The sequence below is a fragment of the Kocuria marina genome, assembly GCF_000786655.1.
GTDB lineage: Bacteria > Actinomycetota > Actinomycetes > Actinomycetales > Micrococcaceae > Kocuria > Kocuria marina_A.
The window spans coordinates 72,977-98,991 of the sequence record NZ_JROM01000017.1 but is presented as its reverse complement, the minus strand read 5'-3'; the positions used below and the strand labels follow the sequence as shown (position 1 = coordinate 98,991).

29 protein-coding genes and 1 riboswitch are annotated in these 26,015 nt (G+C 68.8%); of the genes, 7 read left to right on the top strand and 22 right to left on the bottom strand.

What is annotated here, in order from left to right; genetic code table 11:
- Positions 1-13 precede the first annotated feature (13 nt).
- The 6 genes from AS25_RS05525 to AS25_RS05500 are packed head-to-tail and all read right to left on the bottom strand — an operon-like array spanning position 14 to position 6,185.
- Entirely contained in the window at positions 14-1,510 is a 1,497-nt protein-coding gene (locus AS25_RS05525) for a complex I subunit 4 family protein (protein ID WP_253270486.1), read from the bottom strand.
- Complete coding sequence (locus tag AS25_RS05520) at positions 1,507-3,417, bottom strand: proton-conducting transporter transmembrane domain-containing protein (RefSeq protein WP_035962911.1); 1,911 nt, start codon at positions 3,415-3,417, stop codon at positions 1,507-1,509. The genes AS25_RS05525 and AS25_RS05520 overlap by 4 nt, the downstream gene beginning before the upstream one ends.
- Positions 3,414-3,716, bottom strand: a complete 303-nt coding sequence (locus tag AS25_RS05515) for an NADH-quinone oxidoreductase subunit NuoK (RefSeq protein ID WP_019310381.1) — start codon at positions 3,714-3,716, stop codon at positions 3,414-3,416. Before AS25_RS05515 ends, AS25_RS05520 begins: the two co-directional genes overlap by 4 nt.
- Positions 3,713-4,276, bottom strand: coding sequence for an NADH-quinone oxidoreductase subunit J (locus AS25_RS05510; protein WP_035962907.1), 564 nt, complete (start codon positions 4,274-4,276; stop codon positions 3,713-3,715). The genes AS25_RS05515 and AS25_RS05510 overlap by 4 nt, the downstream gene beginning before the upstream one ends.
- 3 nt (positions 4,277-4,279) lie before the next feature.
- Positions 4,280-5,215, bottom strand: coding sequence for a complex I subunit 1 family protein (locus AS25_RS05505; protein ID WP_035962902.1), 936 nt, complete (start codon positions 5,213-5,215; stop codon positions 4,280-4,282).
- Positions 5,208-6,185 (bottom strand): hypothetical protein, encoded by a 978-nt coding sequence (locus AS25_RS05500; RefSeq protein ID WP_253270485.1) that lies wholly within the window; start codon positions 6,183-6,185, stop codon positions 5,208-5,210. Before AS25_RS05500 ends, AS25_RS05505 begins: the two co-directional genes overlap by 8 nt.
- A 23-nt stretch (positions 6,186-6,208) precedes the next feature.
- Between AS25_RS05500 and AS25_RS14880 the strand changes: the two genes are divergently transcribed.
- A complete protein-coding gene (locus AS25_RS14880) occupies positions 6,209-6,676 on the top strand; it encodes a hypothetical protein (protein WP_172644413.1) in 468 nt (155 codons plus the stop codon).
- Here AS25_RS14880 and AS25_RS05490 read toward each other — a convergent pair.
- The 3 genes from AS25_RS05490 to AS25_RS05480 all read right to left on the bottom strand — a co-directional run bounded on the left by AS25_RS05490 (position 6,673) and on the right by AS25_RS05480 (position 8,634).
- The gene (locus AS25_RS05490) at positions 6,673-7,017 is read right to left on the bottom strand and encodes an NADH-quinone oxidoreductase subunit A (protein WP_019310385.1); all 345 of its coding nucleotides are present in this window, start codon (positions 7,015-7,017) and stop codon (positions 6,673-6,675) included. The genes AS25_RS14880 and AS25_RS05490 overlap by 4 nt on opposite strands.
- Positions 7,018-7,120: 103 nt before the next feature.
- Entirely contained in the window at positions 7,121-7,807 is a 687-nt protein-coding gene (locus AS25_RS05485) for a DUF305 domain-containing protein (protein ID WP_035962894.1), read from the bottom strand.
- A gap of 416 nt (positions 7,808-8,223) precedes the next feature.
- Positions 8,224-8,634, bottom strand: a complete 411-nt coding sequence (locus AS25_RS05480) for a four-helix bundle copper-binding protein (protein ID WP_035962886.1) — start codon at positions 8,632-8,634, stop codon at positions 8,224-8,226.
- Positions 8,635-9,266: 632 nt separating this feature from the next.
- A riboswitch (cyclic di-AMP (ydaO/yuaA leader) is annotated at positions 9,267-9,415 on the top strand.
- A 5-nt stretch (positions 9,416-9,420) separates the two neighbouring features.
- Between AS25_RS05480 and AS25_RS14875 the strand changes: the two genes are divergently transcribed.
- Entirely contained in the window at positions 9,421-10,083 is a 663-nt protein-coding gene (locus AS25_RS14875) for a C40 family peptidase (protein WP_035962879.1), read from the top strand.
- Between the two features lie 139 nt (positions 10,084-10,222).
- On the opposite strand, the gene AS25_RS05470 is transcribed toward AS25_RS14875, so the two are convergent.
- Positions 10,223-10,804: a class I SAM-dependent methyltransferase gene (locus tag AS25_RS05470; protein WP_143470094.1), complete on the bottom strand. Its 582-nt coding sequence runs from the start codon at positions 10,802-10,804 to the stop codon at positions 10,223-10,225.
- A gap of 321 nt (positions 10,805-11,125) precedes the next feature.
- On the opposite strand from AS25_RS05470, the gene AS25_RS13760 reads away from it, so the two are divergent.
- Genes AS25_RS13760 through AS25_RS05460 form a run of 4 tightly spaced genes read left to right on the top strand, consistent with a single transcriptional unit; the run spans position 11,126 to position 13,288 of the window.
- Positions 11,126-11,503, top strand: coding sequence for a Y-family DNA polymerase (locus AS25_RS13760; RefSeq protein WP_052160739.1), 378 nt, complete (start codon positions 11,126-11,128; stop codon positions 11,501-11,503).
- Complete coding sequence (locus AS25_RS14870) at positions 11,497-11,790, top strand: hypothetical protein (protein ID WP_052160738.1); 294 nt, start codon at positions 11,497-11,499, stop codon at positions 11,788-11,790. The genes AS25_RS13760 and AS25_RS14870 overlap by 7 nt, the downstream gene beginning before the upstream one ends.
- Positions 11,682-12,443, top strand: a complete 762-nt coding sequence (locus AS25_RS13750; protein ID WP_172644415.1) for a DinB/UmuC family translesion DNA polymerase — start codon at positions 11,682-11,684, stop codon at positions 12,441-12,443. The genes AS25_RS14870 and AS25_RS13750 overlap by 109 nt, the downstream gene beginning before the upstream one ends.
- Positions 12,440-13,288: an alpha/beta fold hydrolase gene (locus AS25_RS05460; RefSeq protein ID WP_035962876.1), complete on the top strand. Its 849-nt coding sequence runs from the start codon at positions 12,440-12,442 to the stop codon at positions 13,286-13,288. Before AS25_RS13750 ends, AS25_RS05460 begins: the two co-directional genes overlap by 4 nt.
- A gap of 28 nt (positions 13,289-13,316) precedes the next feature.
- On the opposite strand, the gene recQ is transcribed toward AS25_RS05460, so the two are convergent.
- Together recQ and AS25_RS05450 are read right to left on the bottom strand one after the other, a co-directional pair.
- Complete coding sequence (gene recQ / locus AS25_RS05455; protein WP_035962869.1) at positions 13,317-15,167, bottom strand: DNA helicase RecQ; 1,851 nt, start codon at positions 15,165-15,167, stop codon at positions 13,317-13,319.
- A 70-nt stretch (positions 15,168-15,237) separates the two neighbouring features.
- A complete protein-coding gene (locus AS25_RS05450; protein WP_084118021.1) occupies positions 15,238-16,380 on the bottom strand; it encodes a Fic family protein in 1,143 nt (380 codons plus the stop codon).
- 526 nt (positions 16,381-16,906) lie between these two features.
- Here AS25_RS05450 and AS25_RS05445 point away from each other — a divergent pair.
- A complete protein-coding gene (locus AS25_RS05445; protein WP_035962862.1) occupies positions 16,907-17,410 on the top strand; it encodes an FBP domain-containing protein in 504 nt (167 codons plus the stop codon).
- Positions 17,411-17,498: 88 nt separating this feature from the next.
- Here AS25_RS05445 and AS25_RS05440 read toward each other — a convergent pair whose 3' ends face one another.
- The 10 genes from AS25_RS05440 to AS25_RS05395 form a co-directional block, all read right to left on the bottom strand.
- Positions 17,499-18,848, bottom strand: coding sequence for a threonine/serine exporter family protein (locus AS25_RS05440; RefSeq protein ID WP_035963011.1), 1,350 nt, complete (start codon positions 18,846-18,848; stop codon positions 17,499-17,501).
- Positions 18,849-18,973: 125 nt separating this feature from the next.
- Positions 18,974-20,281 (bottom strand): replicative DNA helicase, encoded by a 1,308-nt coding sequence (gene dnaB, locus AS25_RS05435; RefSeq protein WP_231885474.1) that lies wholly within the window; start codon positions 20,279-20,281, stop codon positions 18,974-18,976.
- Between the two features lie 310 nt (positions 20,282-20,591).
- Positions 20,592-20,897: a hypothetical protein gene (locus AS25_RS05430; RefSeq protein WP_253270484.1), complete on the bottom strand. Its 306-nt coding sequence runs from the start codon at positions 20,895-20,897 to the stop codon at positions 20,592-20,594.
- A 165-nt stretch (positions 20,898-21,062) separates the two neighbouring features.
- Positions 21,063-21,512, bottom strand: coding sequence for a 50S ribosomal protein L9 (gene rplI, locus AS25_RS05425; RefSeq protein ID WP_035962847.1), 450 nt, complete (start codon positions 21,510-21,512; stop codon positions 21,063-21,065).
- A gap of 20 nt (positions 21,513-21,532) precedes the next feature.
- On the bottom strand, positions 21,533-21,769 hold the full coding sequence (rpsR, locus tag AS25_RS05420; RefSeq protein WP_012399405.1) for a 30S ribosomal protein S18: 237 nt from the start codon (positions 21,767-21,769) through the stop codon (positions 21,533-21,535).
- A 66-nt stretch (positions 21,770-21,835) separates the two neighbouring features.
- Complete coding sequence (locus AS25_RS05415; RefSeq protein WP_035962843.1) at positions 21,836-22,480, bottom strand: single-stranded DNA-binding protein; 645 nt, start codon at positions 22,478-22,480, stop codon at positions 21,836-21,838.
- Positions 22,481-22,604: 124 nt separating this feature from the next.
- Complete coding sequence (gene rpsF, locus AS25_RS05410) at positions 22,605-22,910, bottom strand: 30S ribosomal protein S6 (RefSeq protein WP_012399407.1); 306 nt, start codon at positions 22,908-22,910, stop codon at positions 22,605-22,607.
- Between the two features lie 129 nt (positions 22,911-23,039).
- Entirely contained in the window at positions 23,040-23,459 is a 420-nt protein-coding gene (locus tag AS25_RS13745) for a TM2 domain-containing protein (RefSeq protein ID WP_052160743.1), read from the bottom strand.
- Between the two features lie 50 nt (positions 23,460-23,509).
- The gene (locus AS25_RS05400; RefSeq protein ID WP_035962840.1) at positions 23,510-24,679 is read right to left on the bottom strand and encodes a hypothetical protein; all 1,170 of its coding nucleotides are present in this window, start codon (positions 24,677-24,679) and stop codon (positions 23,510-23,512) included.
- A 9-nt stretch (positions 24,680-24,688) separates the two neighbouring features.
- A complete protein-coding gene (locus tag AS25_RS05395) occupies positions 24,689-25,948 on the bottom strand; it encodes a glycosyltransferase 87 family protein (RefSeq protein WP_035962838.1) in 1,260 nt (419 codons plus the stop codon).
- Positions 25,949-26,015: the final 67 nt, after the last annotated feature.

Sequence of the window (26,015 nt, the reverse complement as noted above, 5' to 3'; positions counted from 1 at the left end):
AGGCCTCCATCGGCTACCGTCCCACCAGGCCCACGAGGGCGGCCGAGGCCGGCTCGATCACCTCGAGCAGCACCCGGGGCAGCACACCGATGAGCAGGGACAGGCCCAGCAGGGGACCGGCGGACCACAGCTCCGGCGCCCGGAGGTCCTCGAACCCGGGGGTGTGCCCGGCCGCCGGGCCGGTGAAGACCCGCTGCAGGGCCCGCAGGAACAGTGCGGCGGTGACCAGGATGCCCACCAGGGCGACCGCGGTGACCGGGGCCACCGCCACGCTGCCGGCGAAGATCTGGAACTCGGCGATGAACCCGGAGAACCCGGGCAGGCCCAGGGAGGCGAAGGCCCCGACCGCGAACAGCGCCGCGTAGCGCGGGGCGGGGGCGGCCAGCCCGCCGTAGGAGCCCATGTCGTAGGAGCCGGCCCGGTCCTGCATCACCCCGGCGAGCAGGAACAGGGCGGCGGTGATCAGCCCGTGGCTGACCATCTGCACCACCGCGCCGGTGACCGCCACGGACCGGGCCTGGGCGGCGCCCTCGGCGAGGACCCCGACCGCGCCCAGGGCCAGGACGATGTAGCCCATGTGATTGACCGAGGTGTAGGCGATCATCCGCTTGAGATCCGTCTGGGCCAGGGCCACGAACGCCCCGTAGAGCACCGAGACGACGCCGACGGCCACGATCACCCAGGCCCACGCCCGCCACGCTTCGGGCAGGATCGGCATGGCGATGCGCACGAACCCGTAGGTGCCCATCTTCAGCAGCACCCCCGCCAGCACGGCCGAGCCGGTGGCCGGGGCGTCCGTGTGGGCCGGGGGGAGCCACGTGTGGAACGGCACGGTGGGGGTCTTCACGGCCAGGCCCACCAGGATCGCCGCGAGCACCAACCCCCCGGTGAGCGGATCGCCCGCCAGAGGTGCGGCCGCGACGAGCTCGGGGATGTCGAAGGTGTGCGGTGCCGCCGCCACGTAGAGCCCGATGAAGCCCAGCAGCAGGGCCAGGGAGCCCAGGAACGTGTAGAGGAAGAACTTCAGCGCCGACCGGACCGCGTTGCCGTGGCCCCACCCGGCGATCACGAAGTACATGCTCACGATGGACAGGTCGAAGAAGACGAAGAACAGGATGAGGTCGGCCGCCACGAACACCCCGAGGCTCACGCCCTGCAGGAACAGGAACAGTGCGGCCTGCACGCGCGGGCGGTCCGCGTCCCGCAGGGCGTGGACGGCGCAGGCCAGGAACACGACGGCCGTCATGGCCAGCAGCGGCAGGGAGAGCCCGTCCACGCCCACGTGGTAGCTGCTGTTCACCCCGGGGATCCACGGCACCTGCTCCTCGAACGCCAGCCCGTTGGGTCCCGGGTCCTCGTAGCCCGCCCACAGCACGCCCACGAGCAGCAGCTCCACGACGCTCACCGCCACCCACGCCCACCGCGCGGCCGCGGCCCCGATCGAGGGGACCACGGCCAGGACGGCGGCGGCGGCCAGGGGCAGGAAGACGATCAGGCTCAGCATGTTCATCCCATCACGGCGTAGACGGACCAGACCATGACGCCGACGGCGAGCACCGCGACGGCCTGGAGGAAGTACTGGTGGACTGCCCCGGTCTGCGGGGCCCGGGCCAGCTGCCCGAGCCGGCGGACCCGGCCGGCGAGGCCCTCGACGGCGCCGTCCACGACGTCGTCGTCGAGCCGGGCCGCACCCCGGCCGGTCGCGTCGGCGGCGTGCGCGGTGGCCTCGACCCCGGTGTCGAGGGCCCGGTCGTCGAACCGGGCCGCGGCCCGTGCCAGCACCGGGACGGCCCCGGCGGCGGCGGTCACGGCCCGGTCCAGGACGAGGTCGTCGAACCGGGCCAGGGCGTGCGCCAGGCCCAGTGAGGGGCGGACGACGACGGCGTGCGCGGCGGCCTCCAACCCTAGCCACCGCACGGCCCATCCCGGCTCGGGGACGCGCAGGCGCAGCATGAGCAGCAGGACCACGAGGGCGATCGCGGCCGAGACGAGCAGCTCGGCGGCCGCCACCTCACCGTGCCCGCCCACCGCCTGGGCGAGGGTCGTGCTGACCGGGGGCAGGGCCAGCACCCCGAGGGCGGCCGCGCCGACGGCGAGCACGACCAGCGGGACCTGCTCCAGCACCCCCACTCCCCCGGTGCCGCCCTCCTGGGCCTCAGCGCGGACACCCCGATACCAGATCGTCCACAGAACCTTGCCCGCGTAGGCCGCCGACAGGGCCGCCGCCACGAGCCCGGCGGCGTAGAGCCACGCCGAGGCCTCGAGGGCGGCGGCCAGCACCGCGTCCTTGGTGGCCCACAGGGACAGTGGGGCGATCCCGGCCAGGGCCAGCGCCCCCACGGTCGCGCTCACGCCCACGACCCGCCACCGGCGGCCGGCCCCGCGCAGTGCCGCGAGCTCCTCGGTGCCCAGGGCCGTCAGCCACGCCCCGGCGGCCAGGAACAGCAGCGCCTTGGTGGAGGCGTGGGCCACCAGGTGGGCCGCGCCGCCGCTGACCGCGCCCACCCCGGCGGCCAGCACGACGAAGCCCAGCTGCGCCACCGTGGACGCCGCCAGCAGCTGCTTGAGCTCCCGCTGGGCCAGCGCCACGAACCCCATCAGCACCGCGGTCACCGCCCCGATCCACGCCGCGGCCGGGCCCGCCCACCCGGTGGAGGCCAGCAGCGGCTCCACCCGGAGCAGGAGGTAGCCGCCCATGGCGACCATGGCCGCGGAGTGCAGCAGCGCGCTCACCGGGCTGGGGCCCTTCATCGCCCCGGAGAGCCAGAAGGAGAACGGCAGCTGCGCGGCCTTGCCTAGGGCCGCCACGAGGATCCCGGCCGCGATCACGTGCCGCCACGGGCTCTCGGCGGCCGGCAGGGCGGACAGGGCCATCCCGGCGCCGCCGGCCAGGGCGGCGCCGGCGGCGACGTAGAGTCCCAAGTCCGCGGTGCGGGTCGTGATGAAGGCGGTGAGTCCGGCCGAGACGCGGTCGGCGTCCCGCCACCAGAACCCGATCAGGGCGTAGGACGTGGCGCCCATCAGCTCCCAGGCGAACAGCAGCGCCGGCAGGCTCGCGGCCGTGACCGTGGTCAGGGCCGCGGCGGCGAAGAGCAGCATCAGCCCGTGGAAGCGCGGCCGTGCCGCCCGGATGCTGCCGGCCGCGAAGACCAGCACCAGGAGCGTCACTCCCGCGACCATCGGGAGGGTCAGTGCCGCGAGGGCGTCGGCCTCCAGCGCGAAGTCGGCACCGGCCACGAACGGATACGCCAGGGCGGGCCGCGCCAGGGCGGCGACCGCCGCGAGCACCGTGGTCACCGCGGCGGTCGCCACCGCGACCGGGGCCGCGGCACGCTCCGCCCGGGTGAGGGCGAGCACCGCCCCCACGGTGGCCGGGAGCACCACCACGGCCAGCAGGACGGCCTGGGCCGCGGTCATCGGGAGAGCTCCTCGGCCATGTCCGTCATGTCGGTCTGGCGCCTGCGGTGCAGCAGCGTGGCCACGGCGAAGCCCATGGCCATCTCCACGGTCATGGCCGCCAGGATCACCAGCAGCAGCACCTGCCCGGAGGGGTCCGGGGCGAGGAACCACCAGAAGCCCGCGGCGGCCAGGAGGACCCCGTTGATCATCAGTTCCAGGCCCATCATCACCATCACCACCACCTGCTGGGACAGGGCGCCGTAGAGCCCGACGGCGAACAGTGCGGCGGCCACGACCAGCACGGCTTCCAGGGTCATCGGCCCACACCCCCCGGCTGGGGGTCGTCGGCCGGGCGGCGGCGCAGGTCGTCACCGAGCCGGTCGTAGCGGGTGCGGTGGGCGGCCAGGACCACCCCGGCCACGATGGTGGCCACCATGACAGGGCCCACCACGGCCATGATCAGCATCTTCTCGCCCATGATCTCCAGGCCCAGCGCGTGCGTGAGGTCCTCCGGCGGAGCACCGCGCCGCTGCGGCCACGGCACGAGCAGCGCACCGGCGGCCAGCAACACGAAGACCCCGGCCGAGGCGACGATCGCGGTCTTCTTCCCGTGGGTCATGTCCATGGGCATCAGCGCCGGGTTCATGCCCATGAACATCACCATGTAGACCGCCATCACCGCCATCTCCATCACCATCATGAGGATCGTGATGATCCCGAGGTAGCTCTGCCCGAGCAGCAGAATCTGCACCCCCACCGCGATGAACGACAGCGCCAGGGCATAGGTGGCCCGGGCCATGGAGTCCACCACGAACACAGCTGCCCCCGCGGTCACGGCCACCACGGCGAGCACCCAGAATACGATTCCGACCAGCACGGCTCAGCCCTTCCAGACGACGACGAGGGACACGACCAGGTCCTGGAGCACGGCGGCCGGGAGCAGGACCATCCACCCGATCTCCATGAACCGGTCCGGGCGCAGCAGCGGAAGCTTCCGCCGCAACCACACGAGCACCGCGAGCACGGCCACGGTCTTCACCAGGACCCACGCCCAGCCGGGCAGGACCGGCCCGGCCCCGCCCCCGAGGAACAGCGGCACCGAGAAGGCGGCTCCGGCGGTCAGGAACAGGTAGCGCCCGGCCTGGAGGACGAGGCGGTCGACCCCGGAGAGCTCGGCCAGCACGCCGCCGCCGATGTCGGCGGCCAGCGCCGGGGTGAACGGGCCCCACACGGAGAAGCCGGTCACGCCGATGAGGAACACGAGGAACGCCACCGGCATCCAGACCACGAACCACACGCCGTCCTGGGCCGCCGCGACATCGCCCACGGCCAGGCTGCCGGCGGCGATCGCCGGGGCCACCAGCGCGAACATCAACGGCAGCTCGTAGGCCAGCCCGTGCGCCAGGAAGCGGTAGCCGCCCACCAGGCCGTGGGCGGAGTTCGCACCCCAGCCGGCCAACCAGACCAGCGCCCAGACCATGACGTCCACGGTGTTGAACCACACGACACCGACGTCCAGGTCCGCCAGCGTCCACTCCCCCAGCGGGATCACCGCGATCATCAGGAACGCCCCGACCAGCATGCCCGCGCCACCGATCCGCCACAGCAGGGTGTCCGCGGCCACGGTGCTCCGGCGCCGCTGCCGCAGCAGCCTCGCCGCACGGCCCAGCGGCGCGCCCCATCCGCCGCCGGTGCCCTGCGCCCGGGCCGAGAGCGCCGCATCCAGCGCCACGGCGAAGAAGGCCAAGCCGCACAGGAGGATCCCCGCCAGCACGGCCCATCCTCCGGGGACGGTCGTCACCACGCTCTCAGCCATGCCCCACCGCCTGGACGGCAGGATGCGGATCGAGATCCAGGCTCGCCACGGCCAACCGCACGGAGGCCAGCTCCAGCCCGGTCACCAGCTCCGGCAGCACCGCCCACGGCACCGCGGCGTCCTCCACCGGGACCGGCTCCGCGCCGCCGGCCTCGGCCCGGATCCGTTCCAGCCGGGCCAGCAGCCGGTCGTGGGCGTCCCCGAGGCAGCGCCGCGGCAAACCATGCTGCTCCAGGTCGGACGGGTCGAGCGGCAGCACGCCCCGCAGCGACCAGCGGAGCAGTCGTGATCTCCGGATCGTCCGGTGCAACCGCTCGGCGGCGGCCCGGGCGGCGCCCTGATCGCCGTGCAGGAGGGCGTCCCGGGCGCGGCGGGCGCAGGCCGCCGCGTCCTCGACCCCCGCGAGAGCCAGCAACGCCATGACCTGGTCGCACCACACCACCGCCGCCGGCGCGGGACCGGGACCCGGTCCGCCTGCTCCGGCGCCGTCGACCACGGAGGCTTCGGCGTCGACCACGACATCCCCCTGCAACGAGCAGCGCAGCACGAGCCCGGCCGGCCAGAACGGCAGCACGGGACCCAGCGGCAGGTGGAGCACGTCCATCTCCAGCCCGTCACGGTCCTCCCCGCCCCCGGCCAGGGCGATTCCCCCCGGGGCCATGTCCATCCCGCCGTGGCCACTGTGGTCCATGCCGCCATGACCGCCGTGGTCCATCTCGCCGTGGTCCATCCCGCCGTGGCCGCTGTGGTCCATGCCGCCATGACCGCCGTGGTCCATCTCGCCGTGGTCCATGCCCCCGTGGTCCATCCCGCCGTGGCCGCTGTGGTCCATGCCGCCATGACCGCCGTGGTCCATCTCGCCGTGGTCCATGCCCCCGTGGTCCATCCCGCCATGACCGCCGTGGTCCATCTCGCCGTGGTCCATCTCGCCGTGGTCCATCTCGCCGTGGTCCATCTCGCCGTGGTCCATGCCCCCGTGGCCCATTGCCCGCCGTGGTCCATCTCGCCGTGGTCCATCTCGCCGTGGTCCATCTCGCCGTGGTCCATCTCGCCGTGGTCCATGCCCCCGTGGCCCATGCCCCCGTGACCCCCATGATCCGCGTCCTCGGGGATCTCGGGTTCCTGCGCCCGCTCCTGGGCGTCCGTCCGGTGGTGCGGGGTGTCGAGAAGGAGGGCTGCGGCGGCGTCGAGGGCGGAACCTACAGTTCCGGGCGAGGTGATGTCGGCGCGGACGCGGGGACCGGGCATCTGCTCCCAGAGCCGGTCCACGAGCTCCGAGAGCTCGGGGCCGGGGACACCGCACACCGCCAGGACGTCCGCGTCCGCTGGTGTCCACGCCGGTCGCCACCCACGGCGGAGCAGCTGGTGCTCGACCTCCATCCGGGTCGCCCAGTGCCCCGGGACCTCGACGACGAGGACCCGGGTGGCCCGGACCGCGAGCCGGGCGAGAGCACCGCTTAGGCCCATCGGAAGGCTCCTTCGCGCCAGGCCCAGGCCACGGCGACGAGCAGGGCCCCGAGGAACAGGAACATCTCCACGACCGCGGAGATCCCCTTCTCGATCACGACCACCGCCCACGGATACATGAAGAGCATCTCGACGTCGAAGGCCAGGAACACGATTGAGGCGAGGTACCAGCGGGCGTGGAATCGGGACAGCGCGTGCTCCTGGGGCATCCACCCGGATTGGGCGGGCAGAACCGTCAACGGCTCGGCGGTGATGACGGCAGCGCGGTGGAGTGCATAGAGGAGAACGACGACCGACAGCGCCACCAGGGCCATGGCCACGATCCCGGAGTACACGATGGTCTCCCCTTTCGCGCGGTCGGAACATGGAAGTCTGTCGTTGATCGGTGGGGCAACCCTAACAGGTGGCCCCACCGATCGCGCTGTTTCAGCTCGGTGATCAGGCGCGGCCGGCGAGCCAGGTGCGGAAGTCCGCGACCTGGGCCTGTTGGGTGGTGATCCCCGCGGTGGCCGCCACTCGCAGCTGGGTGTGCGGGGCCCGGGCCTGGGGTTCGAGGAATTCAACGATCCCGGACTGATGGTGCGGGATCATCTTCTGCACGAAGGCGACGTCGAAGTCCTCACCGGCCTCCACGGCCGAGAGTTCCTCGATCATCATCTGGGTCTCCTCCTCCAGGATCTTCATCTCCTCCTGGGCTTCTGCCGGGACCTGGGCCATGGCCTCTTCCGGGGTCAGCCCGTACCACTCCTCCAGCCACCGGGTGAACTGGTCGATCTGGTGCTGCTGGTTGGCGATGATGTTCTCCGCGTGCGTGCGGATGTCCGGGCTGACCCCCCGCTCAAGCTCCAGCTGGGACATCTCGATGGCGGCGCGGTGGTGCGGGATGATCTCGGCCAGGAACGTGATCTCCAGTTCCTCGCCTTCGAGGCCGGCCAGGGTCTCGCCGAACTCGTAGGCGGTCGGGGAGGTCGGAGCAGGCTGGAGCATCTCCTGCGTCTGGGTCTCAGCGGCCGCCGGGACCACTGGATGGGCGAACGCCGGGGCGGTCGCCCCGCCCAGCAAGGCGGTGGCGACGGCGATAGTGGCGGCCACCGTGGGGCGGCCACGGAATGGGGTGGAACCCATGATGATGTCTCTCTTCCACGACGAGGGAGCTCGACCCTGAGATGCCGGCTCGGTGATCACCCCGCCGCCGGGGCGGGAACGATCCGCGCGGGCGGGGCTGTGCTCAATGAGATACGGGGGGAAGAAAGAACCCCCGCCTCCGGAGGTGCCCGGTCAACGGATCAGATTCCTCTTTCACCGACGGAGGCCCATCCACGGCCTCCGTGGGTCAGCGTCGGCCTCCAGAAGAGGCCCGGTTTCCGTGGAGGAACTTCTCCCCAGGTGATCAGTCACCCGGGGCATCACCCGGGCGGTGGGTGTGTCATGGCGTCGCCCGACTTGTGCAGCTCGGGCTTGCTCCGCGGCCTCGCTCCCAGCCAGCCCCGGAGCTTCTCACCGCCGTCCGCCACCCGGGTGATGGGTCCGCGGGGGCAGGCTCAGCCCAGGGCGGCGACCAGCTCGGCGCAGGTGGCCTCGCAGCGCCGACAGGCCTCCGCGCAGATCCGGCAGTGCTCGTGCATCGAGGCGTGCTTCTCGCACTCGTCCGCGCAGGCCTTACAGGCCATATGGCAGGCCCGGATCGCATCCAGGGTGATGTTCGCGTCGTAGCCGGTGTGCCGGGAGAGCACCCGCCCGGTGGCCTCGCACAGATCCGCGCAGTCCAAGTTGGTGCGGATGCACTTGGTCAGCTCCGCGACCATGTCCTCGGACAGGCACGCGTCGGCGCAGGCGGTACAGGTCTGGGCGCACTGGAAACAGGCCTCGATGCAGGCGGCTAGCTTCTCCTCGTCCACCCCGCCCAGGCCCTTCGGGTAGGTCTCCAGCATCGACGTCACATGATGAGTCATGGCTTGCTCCTTCGTCGGTTCGGCCGAGGAGACGAACCGGCCGGAGCCAATCCGCCATACAACCGACAGCAAACTGCGGATCTGGCCGGATGAAGCACTTACTCCTTGAAGATTCCGTGAAGAAATCCCGAGAGCGAGGCGCGCGCCACACCACGCATCCATTTCCTTTTGTGAAAGATGCATAGGAACCATGAAGATCTCATGAAGAAATCTCTCCCGCGCCGCCGGAAGAGAACGACTTCCTGAAAATAGCCTGGATGATTTCCTAGCCTTTTTTTACCAATCCCTGTGGGGCGGCAGGGGCTGGCAGCTGCGCTCTTGCACCCCTCTGACGGAGCCGCAGGTACAGGAGGGCCTGGGCGCACACCGCGTAAATCCGCTAGTCGCCGTCAGATATGCACCTCTTCGGCAGCAATGTGCGGGGGCGCGAGTAGAAGGCGGCCGCCGCCTCGGCGGTCACTCCCGAGCGTCTCTCCGTCCCGCTCGGCGGTGAAACAAGGGGGGGAGGAGCGGCCGTAACCGTAACGTGACTTTTCCGTTATCTGTTCGCTACTGTCCTCTGCGTGCCGATCGCCGATCCGGTTGGCATCCCCGGGTACATCGCCGAATTCTGCCGGTGCCCGGGGTCCGCTGAAAAGACATCGCTTGGCAGAAGCGGGGGAACCATACACGGTCCCGCCCTTGGGGCCTGGGGGTTAAGCCGGCCGGACGCGCGCGTCCGCCCGGCCGGGTGTCTCCCACCCGCATCCGACAGCTCACCTCGCAGGCAAAGGGAGGAATCCACTCATGCCCATGTTCCAGCGCCGTACTGCTCGCCACCGCGCCCAGACCCCGTCCCGCCTCGTTCGCCGCACCACTCTCGCAGCCGCCGCTGGTGCGACGGTGCTCGGCTCGGTGGCACCCGCCCAGGCCTACGCCGAGCTACCGACCCCCTCGAACACCGCCTCCTCCACCCCCGCCCCCGTGGTGGCGACCCTGGCCTCGTCCCCCGCCGCGGCCCCGATCGTCCCGGCAGCCACCCCGGCCCCTGGGGCGCAGGCGGCCTCGACGCCGCAGATGGCCTCGGCCTCGGATGTTTCCGTCCAGTCCACCGACACTACTGCTGTCTCCACTTCCGGGAACGGGCTCGTGGGCACCGCCATGCAGGGTGTGGGCGGTGGCTACGTCTGGGGTGGTACCGCCTTCGGCGCCTGGGACTGCTCCGGGTTCACCCAGTGGGTCTACGCCCAGAACGGCATCGAGATCCCCCGCACCAGCCAGGCCCAGTGGGCGGCTGGTACCCCGACCGCCAACCCCCAGCCCGGTGACCTTGTCGTCCAGAACGGTGGCGGCCACATCGGGGTCTACCTGGGCGGCGGCAAGATGATCTCCGCGCTGAATCCGACCCAGGGCACCTTCGTCCACGACGTCAACGCCATGCCCGTGGTCGGCTACGTCACCTTCCGTTGACCCACACCACTGGATGCCTTGGGCATCCACCCAGGGGCTCCCGGAGAAGCCGCCCCCGTGCTGTGGGGGCCCTGTCAACGACAGGGCCCCCACAGCACGGGATCTCATCCCGCAGTCCAGGCCTGGTTGCCAACGCAGGTCACCGCGTAGCTGGCTTCTGGGCAACAAAGCGTAGAATCCGCCCACCGAAGGACAACCGGAGGGCGAGGAGCTCCAGGCCGACCTGGTCGAGGACTGGTTCGAAGGCTCCGGGGTCGATGAGTCGGTGGGGAGAGCGATCGGCCCGGTGCACCAAGGAGGCCATCCGTGAGGCAAGCAGGTCGTATCCCACCAATGCCCCGCCCGGCCGCAAAACCCGGGACCCCTCGACCACCGCGTGTTCCCACTCGATGACGTGGTGGAGCATCAGGAAGCTCACAACCGTGTCAAATGACTCGTCCTCGAAGGGCAGGCGGGTGGCGTCGGCCTGACAGGCCTCAGCATGGGGGAATCTGACAAGGCATTGCTGCGCAACCTCAACCATCACCGGGTCGGCGTCGGTCGTAGTGAGCCGCACCCAAGGGTTGGCTTGGACGATCGCTTCGGCCATCGCCCCGCTGCCCCCGCCGATTTCCAGCACGTTCCCGGTGACGGGGAAGCCTTGGGTCGCCCAGGGGACCATTCGCCGGGCCAAAAGGCTCCATGGCGCACTGCGGCAGCACGAAGCTTCTAGAGCGGACATCCTCGGCATGGACTCCCCCTCCCGGTGCATCCGGATCGTGTGCGCCGAGCCTAGTTCCACGATCGACAGCAGTGAACCGGCTCGGCAAGGACGAGGCGACCTCGCTATGCACACCGCCCGGGGTGGGCGCGGCCGCTGATTCGAGGAAGCTAGGCCCCTGGCCTCCGGACCCCCACCCATGCCCCCTCACGCGGGGTCAGCAATGATGTCGCCTCCGGCGGCTATACCTGCTCTCATGGGCAGGGATCAGATCTCCAAGCACAGGGAACATCGCAAGAACGAACATCGCGACATACCAACACGCCCCGTGGGGCGCTCGGCGTGATCGCCCTGGTGGACGTGAACAACTGCTACGTGTCCTGCGAACGTCTTTTCGACCCGTCCCTGCTCGGCAAGCCCACTGTGGTGCTGAGCAACAACGACGGGTGTGTGGTCGCCCGCTCCGCCGAAGCCAAGGCCCTGGGGATCCAGATGGGAGATCCGTGGTTCAAGATCGCCGCCGATGCCCGCCGGTGGGGCTTGCAGCGCAGATCCTCGAACTACCCGCTCTACGCCGATCTCTCCCAACGCACCATGGCTCTGCTGGACCGCTACGCCCAGGCACAGGAGATCTACTCGATCGACGAGTGCTTCCTGACCCCTCCCCCGGGCACACACGCGAGCTGCTGGCCTGGGGCCGGGAGCTGCAGCGGTTGGTAGCGCGCAACGTGGGGCTGCCCGTCAGCGTGGGCATCGCCCCCACCAAGACCCTGGCCAAGCTGGCCACCGAAGCGGCCAAGAAGATCCCCGCCACCGGGGGCGTGGTGCACTGGGAGAACACCCCGCCGGGCTTCTGGGGCCGGCTTATGGGCACCCTGCCAGTGACCGAGGTGTGGGGGTGGCCGCGCGCACCGCCCGACGACTGGGCACCCACGGAATCACCACCGTCACCGAGCTGCGCGATGCTGACCCGGTACGGATCCGCGACCGCTTCTCCGTGGTGCTGATGCGCACCGTGCTTGAGCTCAACGCGGTGCCGGCGATACCCGTGGAAGAAGAGACCGCCACCAAGCAGCAGATCCTGGTCTCCCGCTCCTTCCCCGAACCGATCCACGACCCTGCCCTGATCGCAGAGGCGGTGGCCGATTTCGCCCAGCGGGCCGCGCGCCGGCTGCGCAAGGAGGACCAGGAAGCCGCGCGCCTGACGGTGTTCGCCTCCACCTCACCGCACCGCCCAGGACCTGACCACCACCCCAGCGCTCATGTGAGACTGCCCGCCCCAACCCACGAACCCGGGGCGCTGGCCGCGACTGCCCGCAGATCCTTGGAGCCGCACCTGGTGCACGGGATCCCGTACATGCGCGCCGGGGTGATGTGCCTGGAACTCACCGACACAGGCGCCGCCGCACCCCTGCCCGGCACCATCCCCACCACAGCGCCCATCGGGTCCCTGATAGACACCATCAACGGCAGGTTCGGAACCGGCACGGTCGGCCTAGGTCGTGCTGATCGGACTGGCCGTGGTCGTGGCACCGTTCACCGTCCTGGCCATCATTGGGCGCGTCATCGGGTTCTTCTAGACCCGCTCCGCCGCAGACCCACCCCAGGTCCGGGGCCACGGCTGACGAGCCCCTCCGTGCACCATAGGGTGGAGGCATGACTCGGATCACCAGCTTCACGCGACAGGGACTCACGTTCGACGTTCTCGACCAGGGCCCGCAGGACGGCCCCGTGGTTCTGTTGCTGCACGGTTTCCCGCAGGACGCCCGCGGCTGGGACGACGTTGCCGCGCGGCTGAACGCGCAGGGGCTGCGCACTCTCGCCATGGACCAGCGTGGGTACTCCCCGGGCGCCCGACCCACCGAGCTGGCCGCGTACCGCCGCGAGGAGCTCTCCGGGGACGCGCTGGCCCTCGCGGACGAGGCCGGAGCCGAGCGGTTCCACCTGGTGGGCCATGACTGGGGCGGGGTGCTCGCGTGGGACATCGCCCTGCGCGCACCGCAGCGGGTGACCTCGCTGACCGTGCTGTCCACCCCGCACCCCACCGCGCTCGGGCACGCGCTGAAGACCCCGGACCAGGTCAAGAAGTCCTGGTACATCGGCATGTTCCAGATCCCCGCCGCACCGGAGCGTCTGCTCGCCGGGCGCGTGGGAACCCTCACCCGCCGTGCGGGCATCCCCGGGGAGGCCGCGGAACGCTACGGGCGTCGCTTCGCCACCGCGGACGACCTGCGCGGGCCCATCAACTGGTACCGCGCAATGCTGCGCAAGGACGGTGTGGCCGGGAAGAATGCTGGGAACGGCATCATCACGGTGCCCACCACCTTCGTGTGGGGCAACCGGGATCCCGCCCTGGGCCGAACGGCCGCGGAGGAGACCCAGGTGTACGTGCACGCGCCGTACGAGTTCATCGAGCTCGATGCCGGGCACTGGCTCCCCGAGCTCGAGGCCCCCGCGGTGGCCGAGGCCATCGTGGACCGCATATCCTCCGTCACGTCCGAGTGACGTCGAACGGCCGGGGCAGTTCTCGCCGTCAGGGCTCCGAGGAGCCCAGCACCTCCAGCACGGCGTCCCCGTACTCGGCGAGCTTCTTGGCGCCCACGCCACTGATGCCGCTGAGCTGCGCGGTCGAGGCCGGAGCGGCCTCCACGATGCCGACGAGCGTGGCGTCCGAGAACACCATGTAGGGCGGGATCTGCTTCTCCTTGGCCACGGAGGTCCGCCACTCGCGCAGGGCCTCGAACATCTCCTTGGCGGCCTCGTCCAGTGCGTCCGCGGCCCGAGAGCGCCCACCGCTCCCGGCGGACCGGGCGCGACCGCCACCACGTGCCGCGGGTGCGCGGTCCACCGCGAGCTCCAGGGCGATCTCCCCGCGCAGCACGGGACCCGCCTCCGGCCCGGGAACCAGCACACCGAAGTCACCCACGGCTTCCACCACGCGGCGGGCCAGCAGCTGCCGCAGCACGGACCGCCACTCCCGCTCGGAGAGGTCCTGCCCGATCCCCCACACGCTCAGCTCCTGGTGGCGCGACGCCTCCGTGCGCTCGTTGCTGCGGCCCAGCAGGATGTCGAAGACCTTGCCGGAGCCGAACTGCTCACCGCGTTCGCGTTGCAGCCTGATGAGCGTGGACAGCAGCTTCTGGGCGGGCACGGTGGCGTCCCAGACCTTGGGCGGGTTCAGGCACGTGTCGCAGTTGCCGCACGGCTCGGAGTCCTGGCCGAAGTAGCGCAGCAGCTGCACACGACGGCAGTCCGTGGTCTCGCACAGGGCGAGCATGGCGTCCAGGTGCGAGCGCGCATTGCGTTTGTGCAGGTCAGATACGTCTCCCTGGTCGATCATGCGCCGCTGGTTGACCACGTCGCCCAGGCCGTACGCCATCCATGCCGTTGCGGGCATACCATCGCGGCCGGCGCGGCCTGTCTCCTGGTAGTACCCCTCGATGCTCTTGGGCAGGTCCAGGTGGGCGACGAAGCGGACGTCCGGCTTGTCGATGCCCATGCCGAACGCGATCGTGGCGACGACGACGATTCCCTCCTCCCGCAGGAACCGCGTCTGCGTGTCCTGGCGCACTGCGGCGTCGAGACCCGCGTGGTAGGGCATGGCGTCGACCCCGCGGGCGCTGAGCCACGCGGCGGTGGACTCCACGCTCTTGCGGGACATGCAGTAGACGATGCCTGCCTCCCCCGGGTGCTCCGACTGGATGAGCCGCAGCAGCTGGTCCTTCGCGCGGTCCTTGGACTCGATCCGGTACTGGATGTTGGGGCGGTCGAAGTTGGAGACGAAGTGCCGCGCGTTCTCCATGCGCAGCCGCTCGGTGATCTCCTGGTGGGTGGCCCGAGTGGCGGTCGCGGTGAGTGCGATGCGGGGGACGTCCGGGAAGGCGTCCGCAAGCACGGACAGCCCCATGTAGTCGGGGCGGAAGTCATGCCCCCACTGGGAGACGCAGTGCGCCTCGTCGATCGCGAACAGGGCGATCGGGGCGCGCTTCAGCAGCTCAACGGTGCGCGGCAGGATGAGCCGTTCGGGGGCCATGTAGAGCAGGTCGATGTCCCCGTTGAGAAGCTGCCGCTCCACCTCCTGCGCCTCGTAGGGCTCCAGGGTGGAGTTGAGGTACGCGGCGCGGATGCCCACGGCCTCGAGCGCGGCCACCTGGTCCGCCATGAGCGCGATCAGCGGGGAGGCCACCACGCCCGTGCCGTCCCGCAGCAGGGCGGGGATCTGGTAGCAAAGGGACTTGCCGCCGCCGGTGGGCATGAGCACGACTGCGTCCCCGCCGGCCACCACCTGCTCGATGATTTCCGCCTGCTCACCGCGGAAGGCGTCGTACCCGAAAACCTCCTGCAGGACGCCCAAGGATGTGGTGGCAGTGGCGGAGGAAGTCATGCCTCCAGGGTAGGTGCTGAGCACTGGAGCATTGTGCGCTCACCTGCCGCCGTGTGGACAGTCCCGCACCTCAGTCACGCAGGATAGCCGGGAGCATGTCCAACTCGTTGAGGCGGCGCACCACGTGCTTGGTCAGAACGTTGCGATGCAGACTCACCACGTACCGCCCCGGCCCTGACATCTTCTGTAGCAACCCGGACTCGACCATGCGGCGCAGACGGTGGCTCCTGTTCGACGGAGACCCCTTGATCACGTCTTCGAGATCGCCCGCTTTGGCTTTCCCTTGGCGCGTCACCGCGTAGATCACATTTGCCTCCGTCTCCGTGAGCTCCCCCGCCGCGAGGGCGGCATTGACCGAAGGCCCCACGACCTCCTCGGAAATGAAGTGGGGGGCAGCAAGCCGACTGACCCTGTCCATGTCGTCCTTGAGGCCGTGGATCACATACCCGGCCCAGGCCAGCACCCCCTCCGGGCTCAGGGAGTCCGCTCCCGCGAGGTGGTCGTAGTACGACTGCCGGTCGGCACCAAAAACTGCTGTGGGGTTGAGCGGACGCGCGGCGCTCCTGGAGGTGTAGCCCTGGTTGCTCAGCATGGCGTACGTCAGCAGGCGTGAGACCCGCCCGTTACCATTGGCAAACGGATGTATCCAGACGAACCGGTGGTGGACAAGCGCGATCTGGAGGAGTTGGTGCTGAGCGGGCACCTCCTTGTTTGCAAACTCCAGGAGCTGGTCCATGTCCGCCTGGACGGACCCGGGTGCGGGCGGGACATGGGACGCTCCAGCGATCCCGACGGGGATTGTTCGATAGCTGCCCGGGTGCTCGTCACCTTCACGTTCGAGTCCCTGCACGGCGAGCTGGTGGAGTTCACGGATCAGCCCATGAGTCAGGGACAGCCTTCCACGGGCTGCCAACTCGTCCATGTAGTCAGTTGCCTGCTCCAGCTGCAGAATCTCTCGCACGGCGTCTGCTGCTGGCTGTCCCGTGGCCGCGGCCCGCCGGGCTTCGGCCACGACATCCGCCACCGTGGTCCGGTTCCCTTCGATGCGTGCCGACATGACGCTCGTGAGACCTTGGAACAGCCTGCGCAGCTCCAGGCCAAGAGGGTCGTCAAGGTGCTCAGTACGAAAATCCACGCGCACCCGCTCCAGGGCGAACAGATCCGTCACGAGCGCACTCGCGAAATCGACCTCGGGAAAGACCATGGGTTGCATGTATCAAAATTTAGCCGGGGATCAGACAGATTTGAACATCGGAGCCTCTGTCCCTTAGAAAAACAGGGAAAGAAGGCAATACCCACTTGTAAATTATTGACTTCTACGAGTATGGGAACTTGATGCTCACCTCCAGCGGGATACCCTTCTGGGCGACCCGATGCCAGGTGGTGGGCAGCCCCACGGTGGATCTAAACTGTCCCCGTACATTTTCGAGATCCACAGCCGTGGAGGAACAAGGCTTTCGTGCGTTAGGGGGTTGCCGGCTTCTTCACCGCCGGCACTAGACAGCGCTGACCGGACGCGGCGGGTGAAGACCAGCCCGTCGCGCGCTTTCACCCACCCCTTTCCACCTCCCCGCGGCGACCGCGCTCCACGAGCGCGCCGAACGCCGTCGCCCTCCCGCACCACGCGGCACGACGACGCCGCCCGCCCCCACCGCACTCCTTGGCACCCGGGTGCCCGCGCGCCGTCCTGACCCGCACGTGGCAGGCAGGGGGAGACCATCCTCGAAGGACCAAAGAACATGAATACGCATACAGAAACCGAGATCCGCAAGAGCTTCGTCAACTGCTCCAAGGGCGCTGCGCAGCGCATCAACATCCCGCAGGACGTGCTCCACGGGGACTGGGAGTCCCAGATCTTCCTGGGCTGGTACGACCCGAAGTCACCGCGGGCGGGCTACGTCGTCGTCGAGACCGAGCACGGGCTGCGCGGGCTGGTGCTCGAGAAGAGCGCGCAGAAGGCGAGCGGTGGCGCACGTATGTGTCAGATCTGCCTGACGTTGCACCCGGCCAGCGGCGTCTCACTGGTGTCGATCCAGCGTTCCAAGACCGCGAAGGACCGCTACAACTCCGTGGGCACCTACGTGTGCTCGAACCTGGCGTGCAGCGACTACACGCTGGGGCGCCGCAAGCCCGAGGGCATCCGGCAGATGGAGGAGACCATGAGCCCGGAGGAGCGCGCCGATCGCGCGCTCGCCAACATGCGCGGGCTCGTGGAGCGCGTGGCCAAGGCCATGGGGAAGTAGCGGCCTCCGCGGCGGGGCGGACGCGGGCAGGACCCACCTCGCCGCCGGGCGCGCAGCGCGGACCGCCCCAGCTTGATCTGTGCCCGCGTCAGCTGGTGAAGGGCTTGGAGAAGATGGGAACCATGATGTCGCTGAAGTTCTCCTCGTTCGCCATCTCGCGGCGGAACTTCTGGCCCGGGTGGTGACGCACGAACTGGCGACGCCGCCCTGCCCAGAGGATCTCGGACGCCACGTACTGCCCGAGCATGCCGCCCATGCACAGGCAGAACGCGGTGATGGCAGCCTCGAGGACGTTCTCCCCGGCGTCTTCGAGGCCGAAGATCACGCCCAGGACACCCTGGTAGACGAGCATTCCCGGGAACAGCGGGAGCAGGACGACCATGAGCGTGGCGTTCGAGGCCAGGTTCAGGGCGCGGGTGAGGGTGACGCTCAGGATGCCCGCGACGATCGACGCGATCAGAATGGCACCGAACGAACTGATGCCCGTGGCGGTGATGGCGAGGGTCCCCAGCTGCACCAGGCCACCGAATAGACCGAGGGACGCCAGCTTCCACCCACGACCACCCGAGGCGAGCGCGAAACCGGCGGAGACCACGGCGGCACCAAGGACGGTGAGGGCCCAGCGGGAGTCGTCCATCTTCAGCGTCTCGATGTAGTCCACGGAGTCCCCCACGAGCGGCCGCATGGCGTGGATGCCGATGGTCACACCGGCCACCAGACCGGCAGTGCTCGTGATGGCCTCGAAGATGCGCCCGGAGGCGGAGACGTACCACCCGGTGATGACGTCGTGCACCGCACCGTACGCGGCGATCCCCGCGAGCCACGCGGCCAGCGCGGCCACGATGCACACGGCCGTCTGGGTGATGTCGAAGAGCACCCCCGCCACGGTCGCCCCCAGCACCGCGGTCAGCCCCCCGGCCGCCAGGCTGAAGACCTCGGGGGCCTTGACGCGCTGGACGAGGGCGTAGACCCCGTAGACGGCCGCGGAGACGATCGCGGCCGTGATGGCGGTGGGCCAGCTTCCGCCCAGGATGAGAGCGAACCCGACACCGAACATCCCGAAACCGGTCACCGTCAGACGGTGGCCGATGTGCCGGGACTCCGCGAGGATCTCGTCCATGCGCTGGATCCCCTCCTCTGCAGAGATCCGGCCGAGCACGAAGTCCTCCAGCACCTCGCCCGTGTCCGTGCGCAGCTGGATGTCCAGGGTTCCGGGCTGGGACTCGAACACGCGAGTGCTCGGCGCCTTGTCCGGCGCATCCTGGTGGCTGATGGTCACCTGCCCCAGGCTCACACTCACGGTGACGCCCTGCAGCTCGGTCTTGCGGAAGATCGACAACAGCGCCTTGGTGGTACTGGCCGATCCGGTCCCGCTGCGGATGAGGGCATCGGCCATCTGGAACGCGAGTTTGTAAGCAGCCTGTTCAGTGGTGAGCACCGACCACGCGTAGTGGGACGGGCCGGTTACGGGCGAGGTGGGTGCGATCCCAGGGGGTGGGAAGTTGGACGCAAGGCGCAGCTCGGCTTGCCCGGAACGCAGCACAAGACGGGGAGCTGAAGACTTTAGAACCCCTCCAGCGCCATGTTTGCGAACCGTGAGTAGTGGCCCTGGAACGCCACCACGATGGTCTTCGTGGGACCGTTGCGGTGCTTGGCCACGATCACGTCCGCCTCACCGGCGCGCGGGGACTCCTTGTCGTAGACGTCCTCACGGTGCAACAGGATCACCATGTCCGCATCCTGTTCAATTGAGCCCGATTCACGCAGATCACTCACCTGCGGCTTCTTGTCCTGGCGCTGCTCGGAACCACGGTTCAGCTGGGACAGCGCCACCACGGGGACGTCCAGCTCCTTGGCGAGCAGCTTGAGAGCACGCGAGAACTCGGAGACCTCCTGCTGGCGGGACTCCACCTTCTTGCCGGAGCTCATGAGCTGCAGATAGTCCAGCACCACGAGTTTGAGGTCATGCTTCTGCTTGAGCCGGCGGCATTTGGCGCGGATCTCCATCAGGGACATGTTCGGGGAATCGTCGATGAACAGGGGCGCCTCGTTCATCTTGCCCATGATCTGCGCGATCTTGGCCCACTGCTCGTCCTGCAGGGTGCCCGCGCGCAGATCCTGCATGTTCAGGGTGCCCTCCGCGGAGAGCAAGCGCATGGCGATCTCGTTGCGGCTCATCTCCAGGGAGAAGATCACGGACGTCATGTTGTGCTTGATGGACGCCGAGCGCGCCACGTCCAGGGCGAGCGTGGACTTACCCATGGCAGGACGCGCCGCGATCACGATCATCTGTCCGCCCTGGAATCCGTGGGTGAGCTCGTCCAGTTCGATGAATCCCGTGGGCACACCCTGCATCCCGGAGCGGTTGCCCGCGGCCTCGATCTCGTCCACGGTGGCTTCCATGACGTCCTTGAGCGGGACGTAGTCCTCCGCCGTGCGCCGTTCGGCGACCTGGTAGATCTCGCCCTGGGCCTCGTTGACGATGTCGTCCACTTCACCGTCGTGCGCGTAGCCCAGCTGCACGATCTTGGTCCCGGCCTCCACGAGCCGCCGCAGCACCGCGCGTTCCCGCACGATCTCCGCGTAGAACCCCGCATTCGCGGCCGTGGGCACGGACGCGATCAGCGAGTGCAGGTACGCGATCCCCCCGATCCGCTCGATCTCACCGTTCTTGGTGAGCTCGTCCCCCACGGTGATCGCGTCCGCCGGTTCGCCGCGCCCGTACAGGGAGACAATGGCGTCGTAGATGTTCTCGTGCGCCGGCTTGTAGAAGTCCACGCCCCGCAGCACTTCCACCACGTCCGCGATGGCGTCCTTGGACAGCATCATCCCGCCCAGCACCGACTGTTCGGCCTGGTTGTCGTGCGGCATGGTACGGCCGTAGTCCTCGCGCGGCCCGGACGAATATTCCGACACCCTCACTCACTTTCCTCGCAGACGAATGCGCCCACCTCGCGCGGCGCACCCGTTCATTCTCCCACCGCTCTCCGACCCCCATAGCCGCCCCCGCTCGCCCCGCTGTCGGGCGCCGAGCGGACGACGACGCCGCGCGGCCCGGTGGCGCGGCGTCGTCGTCCACGGCCTGTGGAAAAGTATGTGGAGAACATGTGGAACACGCCGTGCAGTGCTGTGCACGGGCTGTGGAGAGATCTGTGGAAAACCCGTCGCAGCTGTGGGTAACTCACCCCAGGAGCGCGAAGAAGAGCAGCCAGAGCAGGGGCGATGTCACGATGGCCAGGAGCAACACCAGAACGTAACGGCCCCGCAGCGCCGGGAAGGCCACGGTGCCCGCAATGCCCAGGATCAACGCCACGAGGGACGCGACCACGCTCAGGATGAGACCGACCACCAGGACGGTCACCGCACCGCGCGGCGCCAATGAGTTACCGGCGAGGAACGCCCCCAGGAAGAACACCAGGGTCAATGCCACACACGCCAGTGCCACCCAGAACAGCGTGCGGCCCGTACTCAACCTGCGTGCGCTCATGATCATGACCGGCATCCTCCCACGGTGCTCTGCGCGATCTCTGGAAGCCCGAAGACGGCAAGAACCCCGTGGAACGACTGTTCCACGGGGTTCTCACACATCACCCGCGGGCCCGTTCACGAACCGCGCGAGCGGCTCAGGGACCCGGATGCACTCGAGGTGCGATCAGGCGGGGACGACCTCGAACTCCACGTTCGCGTTGACGTCCTCGTGCAGGTGGATCACGGCCTGGTACACGCCGGTGGTCTTGATGCGCTGGGTCAGGTCCACGCGACGCTTGTCGATGGAACCCAGACCGGCGGTCTCGACCGCGGAGGCGATGTCACCGGCGCGGACCGTACCGAACAAGCGACCCTCGGCACCGGACTTGACCGGAACGGTCAGGGTGGTGGAGGTCAGCTTCGCGGCGAGAGCCTGGGCGTCCTCGAGGGAGGACAGCTCACGGGCCGCACGAGCCTGCTTGATGGAGTCGATCTGCTTCTCGGCGCCGCGGGTCCACGGGGTCGCGAAGCCGCGGGGGAACAGGAAGTTACGGGCGTAGCCGTTCTTCACGTCCACCACGTCACCCGCGGAACCGAGCCCGGAGACTTCCTGGGTCAAAATGATCTTTGCCATGAATTCTCAGTCCTCTCTGATCAGCGGCCGGCGCCGGAGTAGGGCAGCAGTGCCACTTCACGAGCGTTCTTGATCGCCTGGGCGATCTTGCGCTGCTCCTGAACGGACACGCCGGTCACGCGGCGAGCGCGGATCTTGCCGCGATCGGAGATGAACTTACGCAGCAAGGCGACGTCCTTGTAGTCGATCTCGGTGACGTCGGCCGCCTTGAGCGGGTTCTGCTTCGGTTTCGGCTTGCGAATTTCAGCCTTGGCCATCGTGGTGCTCCTTTTCTGGTGCGGAGCCCGCAGGCGTACCTGCGGGATGGGTTGGAATGGTTGTGTTTAGAAGGGGGGCTCGTCCTCGGCGCCGGTTCCCCAGTCGTAATTCCCACCGGAGGACTGACCCCAGGGATCGTTGCCCTGCTGACGCGGTTGCTGGCCCCCACGGCCGCCCTGGTTCCCGTTGAACCCGCCGCCCTGGTTGCCACCGCCGGGGTTGCCACCACCCTGGTTGCCGCCGAAGCCGCCACCCTGGTTGTCGTTGAAACCGCCCTGGCCTCCACCGAAGCCACCCTGACCGCCGCCGAAGCCCTGGTTCCCGCCGTAGGAGTTGCCTCCGCCGCGCGAGTTCCGGTTGATCTTGGCGGTCGCGTACTTCATGGAGGGGCCGATCTCGTCCACTTCCAGCTCGGTGCTGGTGCGGCGCTCCCCCTCCTTGGTCTCGTACGAGCGTGCCTTGAGCCGACCCTGGACGATCACACGGGTTCCCTTGGTCAGGGACTCCGCCACGTTCTCGGCAGCCTCACGCCACACCGAGCAACGCATGAAAAGGGTCTCCTGATCCTTCCATTCGTTGCTCTGCCGGTCGAAGGCGCGCGGGGTGGACGCAACGGTGAAGTTGGCCACGGCGGCTCCGGACGGCGTGAAGCGCAATTCGGGGTCTGCGGTCAGATTTCCGATCACTGTAATGACGGTGTCGCCAGCCATGTGAACCTCCGGATTCTGTGGACGCTGGATGCGAGACTCAGTGGGGTGAAAAGCATCTCACGGGGACTCTCACGAGCCCGTGGTGAGTGCGTGCTGTGCAGCCCGGGTGGGCCGCACGCTCACCTCACTTGCCGTGGATCTTCTGCTCTTCCGGACGGATGATCTTGGTGCGCATCACGGCCTCGTTCAGGCTCAGCACGCGGTCCAGTTCCTTGGCGGTCTGCGGCTCGGCGGTGAAGTTCACCACGGCGTAGATCCCCTCGGACTTCTTCTGGATCTCGTAGGCCAGACGACGACGGCCCCAGATGTCGAGCTTGTCGACGGTGCCGTTCTCCTTCGTGACGACCTCGAGGAACTTCTTGAGGGTCGGCTCGACGGCGCGCTCCTCCACCTCGGGGTTGAGGATGACCATCAATTCGTATTCACGCATGTAAAGAACCCACCTCCTTCGGGCTAAGCGGCTGCGGTCCTTCCGCAGCAGGAGGTTCTGTGCGTATGTCGGTGCCGGCAGCGATCGGCGCACGGCACACAGACTTCCCCACTTTACTACAACGGGGGCTCAGTAGCCACCGACGCGTCGGGCCAATCGGGCGTTGAGGGTGCCCACCCGCAGGGGGATCACGAACAGGTCGATCAGCATGAGCAGCCACAGCAGACCCAGGAAGAACCAGCCGATCAGGATTCCCACGGTGAGCCACCCGATCGCGGAGAGCACCAGGTAGAAGATCCCCTGGAAGGGCTGGGCCAGGTAGAACTTGTGGACGCCGAAGTTGCCCAGGAAGAACCACAGGACGTAGGCCAGCACGATGGACCTTCCGCCCACCACGTTGACGTTGACCGGCTGACCGACGGGGCGTTGCTGACCCCACCCGGGCGCGGTGCCCGCGGAGCCGAAGCCGGCGCCCGGGCCGTAGCCGCGGGACGGCTCGTCGCGGCGCGGTAGCGGTTGTGCCTTGTAGTACTCCGGCTCGTCGGCCATGGTGAACCCCTGTTCCACTCCCCAGTTGCCCCGATGCAACCGATCCCATCCTAGGAGGGCTGGTTGCCCCTCTCCCGCTCGGTCAGCGTTGAGCGCAACTGCACGTCCGTGTCCAGGTCCTCACCGGTGGTCCGGGCCGTCACGTCGATCCCGAAGTCCACGGTCCCCGAGTGCTGCCGCCCGTTCTGCAGCCAGGTCACGGTGGCCACCGCGGGGCGGAACCGCACGGCGTGGAAGGCCAGGGGATCGTCGTCGTCCTGTTCCAGGAGCAGCGACGGGCGGGACTGCAGTTCCCACCGGATGTTGGACACGCCCGGCGGGACCTCCGTGGAAGCCCCGGTGGGTAAAGCGCTGGGCGAGGCGGAGGGCGACGCCGCGGGCCCACCTCCCAGCTCCGCGGGCAGCGGGCACTGCGCGGCGTCGAAACGCAGCACGCGTTCGCACTGGCCCACGGCGTCCTGGACGGCCCGCTCCGCGCCCTCCCACATGTGGGGCGATGCCGTGAAGTCCAGTTCGGCCGCGGCGGACCGGGGATCACTCATGGATATTCCCGCGGAGGCATGCGCGCTGGCCAGGAGGTACGAGTCCTCGGGCATCGCGATGTCGTAGACCCCGGGCAGACCCTCGAACTGCCACGTGCGCGCTGGCGACCCGGGATCGGAAGGGTCCGTGGGGAAGAGCTCGGAACCGTTCGGACGCACCTTGTTGCCGTTGACGGACACCGCGTCCACGGCCGCGGGTAGCCGCACGTCCACGATGGCGTTGTCACGTTCCACCAATCGCCACGAGTCGTTGAACGGACCCCAGGACGCCACCTTCTCGACCGTGTAGTCACGGTGCACGGTGGAACCGTCCCCCAGGTGGATGTCCACCCCCACCGCCGCGTGGTCCCCGTGCTTCTGGACCCCCACGAAGTCGTGGCCCTGCGGGCGGTTGGCGGCATCCCGGTACACCCCGTTGGACAGCAGCTGGGCCAGGGGGCGGTCCCCGCCGATCAACAACGGAGCGAGGACCTGACGGGAACTGCCGCCCTCGAGGTACCCCAGGTACGTGTCCACGGGGGCCTCGGGATCCCGCGAGACCAGGAAGTAGTTGGCGAGCGCGGCCCACACGGTGGACGCGACCGCGACGAACACCAGCACGAGCAACAGGGGTAGGCGGAGGGAACGCCAGGACGGCAGCCTCAGGCGAGCGAGGTTCTCGGAATCACGCGGTGCCATGCCGGGTCCTTACTGGACCGCGGACGCGCCGAGCGCCGCAGCCTTGCGTCCCCGGAACATGTCCACCACGACCGCCACCACCAGATAGATGAGAAAAACATAACGTACTACGGCCAATATATCTTGGGCGCTCCAGCCGAATTCCTCGACCCACGGCAGGGTGGGCCATGCCGAGGCCGGCAGCACCACGGTGGCCCAGTAGAGCACTTCCACGACCTGCCACAGCCCGAACTCGATCCAGTTGCGGCGACACAGGATGACGAGGGGCACGAGCCACACCACGTAGGTCAGGGAGTACTCCTTGGCCAGCAGGATGTAGAGGGCGAGCAACAGGAACGTGATCTGCACGGCCGAGGGCTCCCGCTTGCTGAGCAACGCGATCAGGAGCACGAACACGAGCGCCAGGATCATGCTCAGCAGGACGTCCTGACCGTCCGCGCCGGTTCCCAGGGACACCCCGGTGCGCGGTTCCACGGTGGAGCTCCACACGTTCCACAGCGAGGGTTGTTCGGTGTCGGAGCGCACCATGTCCCCGAACTGGGCCCGCCAGCGGTCCCACGCCGTGAGCATGTACGTCCCGTTGATCAGGGCCCACGCGACCACGGCCCAGATGAACGCGGAGAGGATGTCCTTGAGGAACCGGTGACGCGCGGCCATGATCAGGATCGCGAGCAGCACCACCACGGGGAAGAACGCCACGGAGGCACCGAAGCCCACCATGATCCCGGCGAGCGCCGGGTTCCCCCGCACGTAGCCCAGCAGGGCGAGCATCATGAACAGCACGGCCCACAGGTCCCAGGACTGGAACCCCACGAGCACGATCACGGGGGCCAACGCCATGACCAGGGCGTCGGTGCGCCGGTTGCCGCTCAGCGAGGAGACCACGCCCACGATGGCCAACCACACGAGGGCCAGAAGGATCAGGGAGAGGTCCAGGTAGAAGCCCTGCCCCACGTCCAGGCCCAGCAGGGAGGTCAGGTTGGAGGCGAACCACCCGATGATCGTGGTGATCATCCCCACGAGCACCGGCTGATCCCCCGTGGGACCCCCGGTGAAGAACCCCCCGGCCACGTCCGACGAGCGCACGCTGAGATCCCCGGTGCCGATCACCGTGGCACACAGCTCGGGAACCTGCTGGGCCATGTTCCAGTCCGGCACGCGGCACGGGATGCGCAACAGGTAGGCCATCATGACCGTGTACAGGCCGAGGCCCAGCAGCATCAGACCGGCATTGCCTCCCGATCTGTTGCGCGCACCTTCCAGGCTCATGCGGGATCTCCTCGGAACGCGGGTACGGATGCTGTCAGTGTTCCACGGGGGCGGGGAGTCCACGCGT

Coding starts and splice junctions, on each gene's coding strand:
- AS25_RS05525 (WP_253270486.1), bottom strand. CDS start 1,510: ATGAACATGCTGAGCCTGATCGTCTTCCTGCCCCTGGCCGCCGCCGCC.
- AS25_RS05520 (WP_035962911.1), bottom strand. CDS start 3,417: ATGACCGCGGCCCAGGCCGTCCTGCTGGCCGTGGTGGTGCTCCCGGCC.
- AS25_RS05515 (WP_019310381.1), bottom strand. CDS start 3,716: ATGACCCTGGAAGCCGTGCTGGTCGTGGCCGCCGCACTGTTCGCCGTC.
- AS25_RS05505 (WP_035962902.1), bottom strand. CDS start 5,215: ATGGCTGAGAGCGTGGTGACGACCGTCCCCGGAGGATGGGCCGTGCTG.
- AS25_RS05500 (WP_253270485.1), bottom strand. CDS start 6,185: ATGGACCACGGCGAGATGGACCACGGCGAGATGGACCACGGCGAGATG.
- AS25_RS05485 (WP_035962894.1), bottom strand. CDS start 7,807: ATGGGTTCCACCCCATTCCGTGGCCGCCCCACGGTGGCCGCCACTATC.
- AS25_RS05480 (WP_035962886.1), bottom strand. CDS start 8,634: ATGACTCATCATGTGACGTCGATGCTGGAGACCTACCCGAAGGGCCTG.
- AS25_RS14875 (WP_035962879.1), top strand. CDS start 9,421: ATGCCCATGTTCCAGCGCCGTACTGCTCGCCACCGCGCCCAGACCCCG.
- AS25_RS05470 (WP_143470094.1), bottom strand. CDS start 10,804: ATGTCCGCTCTAGAAGCTTCGTGCTGCCGCAGTGCGCCATGGAGCCTT.
- AS25_RS05460 (WP_035962876.1), top strand. CDS start 12,440: ATGACTCGGATCACCAGCTTCACGCGACAGGGACTCACGTTCGACGTT.
- recQ (WP_035962869.1), bottom strand. CDS start 15,167: ATGACTTCCTCCGCCACTGCCACCACATCCTTGGGCGTCCTGCAGGAG.
- AS25_RS05450 (WP_084118021.1), bottom strand. CDS start 16,380: ATGCAACCCATGGTCTTTCCCGAGGTCGATTTCGCGAGTGCGCTCGTG.
- AS25_RS05445 (WP_035962862.1), top strand. CDS start 16,907: ATGAATACGCATACAGAAACCGAGATCCGCAAGAGCTTCGTCAACTGC.
- dnaB (WP_231885474.1), bottom strand. CDS start 20,281: ATGCCGCACGACAACCAGGCCGAACAGTCGGTGCTGGGCGGGATGATG.
- AS25_RS05430 (WP_253270484.1), bottom strand. CDS start 20,897: ATGAGCGCACGCAGGTTGAGTACGGGCCGCACGCTGTTCTGGGTGGCA.
- rplI (WP_035962847.1), bottom strand. CDS start 21,512: ATGGCAAAGATCATTTTGACCCAGGAAGTCTCCGGGCTCGGTTCCGCG.
- rpsR (WP_012399405.1), bottom strand. CDS start 21,769: ATGGCCAAGGCTGAAATTCGCAAGCCGAAACCGAAGCAGAACCCGCTC.
- AS25_RS05415 (WP_035962843.1), bottom strand. CDS start 22,480: ATGGCTGGCGACACCGTCATTACAGTGATCGGAAATCTGACCGCAGAC.
- rpsF (WP_012399407.1), bottom strand. CDS start 22,910: ATGCGTGAATACGAATTGATGGTCATCCTCAACCCCGAGGTGGAGGAG.
- AS25_RS13745 (WP_052160743.1), bottom strand. CDS start 23,459: ATGGCCGACGAGCCGGAGTACTACAAGGCACAACCGCTACCGCGCCGC.
- AS25_RS05400 (WP_035962840.1), bottom strand. CDS start 24,679: ATGGCACCGCGTGATTCCGAGAACCTCGCTCGCCTGAGGCTGCCGTCC.
- AS25_RS05395 (WP_035962838.1), bottom strand. CDS start 25,948: ATGAGCCTGGAAGGTGCGCGCAACAGATCGGGAGGCAATGCCGGTCTG.